General features: G+C 68.7%; 2 protein-coding genes. Both read right to left on the minus strand.

What is annotated here, in order from left to right:
• Positions 1 to 12: 12 nt before the first annotated feature.
• The gene (locus ACIF9R_RS38315) at positions 13 to 198 is read right to left on the minus strand and encodes a hypothetical protein (RefSeq protein ID WP_399987745.1); all 186 of its coding nucleotides are present in this window, start codon (positions 196 to 198) and stop codon (positions 13 to 15) included.
• A 13-nt stretch (positions 199 to 211) separates the two neighbouring features.
• On the minus strand, positions 212 to 1,295 hold a 1,084-nt coding region (locus ACIF9R_RS38320), incomplete at its 5' end, for an IS4 family transposase (RefSeq protein WP_399987747.1).

Genomic DNA, 1,295 nt, shown 5'->3' on the forward strand with positions numbered 1-1,295 from the left:
CAACGTCGCTTCCTAAGCGGCTTTTTGTAGCTCGGTGTTGATCTCCTTCTCGGGGTCGAGGCGGTGGATGTGGATGTCGTGGGTGACGCGGCTGGTGGGTGGCTCGTCGGGGCGGAGGGTGCGGTAGCCGGGGGTGCTGCGCTTGGTGGCGCGGGGTGCTGATCGGCCGGGGCGGGGGCGGATGGCTTCGCGGGCCAAGTCGACCTGGACGTCACGGATTTTGTGCCGGAGCTGTCCGGGGGGAAAAGGCCGTGCCGACGGATCGCCGGGCGGCGTTGAGGACCTGTTTGAAGCTGATGTGGTCGGGCGGAAGGCCGTATTCACGGGCGGTGTCGCAGACGAGTTCACGCAGGGCCTGGTAGACGCAGAGCATGGCCCACAGTTCCTGCTCGACCATGGCGGGGCTGTTGGAGCGCAGGGTGGCGGTGCGCCCGCCGCGCTGTTCGATCTTGATGTGCCTGTAGATCGTTTCGCTGGTCCAGCGGCACGCATACAGCTCCGCCAGTTCCAGGGCCGGGGCCGTCTCGGGCGCGAGCAGGGTGGTGATCAGGCAGAACAGTTCCGAGGTCTGTTCCTCTTCGCCGTCCGCTCGGGTGTGGGTGGTGGTGACGGTGTACTCGATGACGCGGACCGTGAGGCGCTCGCCGCGACGCCGGCCGTTGAGGTGACTGAGGTAGGTGCCGTCACTCAGGCGCTCATCGATGGGCAGGGTGAAGGAGTCCGAGACGCGCCACAGCAGTTCGGCCCCCGTGGCCCGCGCGTCACGCCACAGCGTGAAGGACGGGAAGCCGCGGTCGGCCGTCACCAGCATGCCGGGGTCGAAGTACGGCAGCAGGCGGCGGGCCAGGGTCCGCTCGCCCACGGCGAAGGAGTCGAAGACCGCACCGGCCAGCGACCTCGTGCCGCACTCGCCCAGCGCGACCATGCGGACCTGCGGATACGGAGCGGGCCGCGAACCGTTGGAGGGACGGCTGTAGGCCACAGCGTTCGCGCTGGAGTCGGGCACGTCGAAGCAGGTCCCGTCCATCGACATCACCCGCAGCTCACGCCAGAACACGCCCGGCGTCGCTCGCGTACCCCGCACCCCCGCGACCCGGTCGAACAGCCATCGCAACGGCGCCTGACCGATCCGGGCACGCGCCTTCGTAATCGACCCGGTACGGGCCGGGCGCCACAACTCACCCTTGCGCAGCGGGAAGTTCTCCACCAGCTCCCGCAGCACCGCCCCGTACCCCAAGTGCGTGAACAGCCACATCGTCAGCGTGAAGTACACCACCAGATGCGACGGCAGCGCC

The organism is Streptomyces sp. NPDC086080 (assembly GCF_044540255.1).
GTDB lineage: Bacteria > Actinomycetota > Actinomycetes > Streptomycetales > Streptomycetaceae > Streptomyces.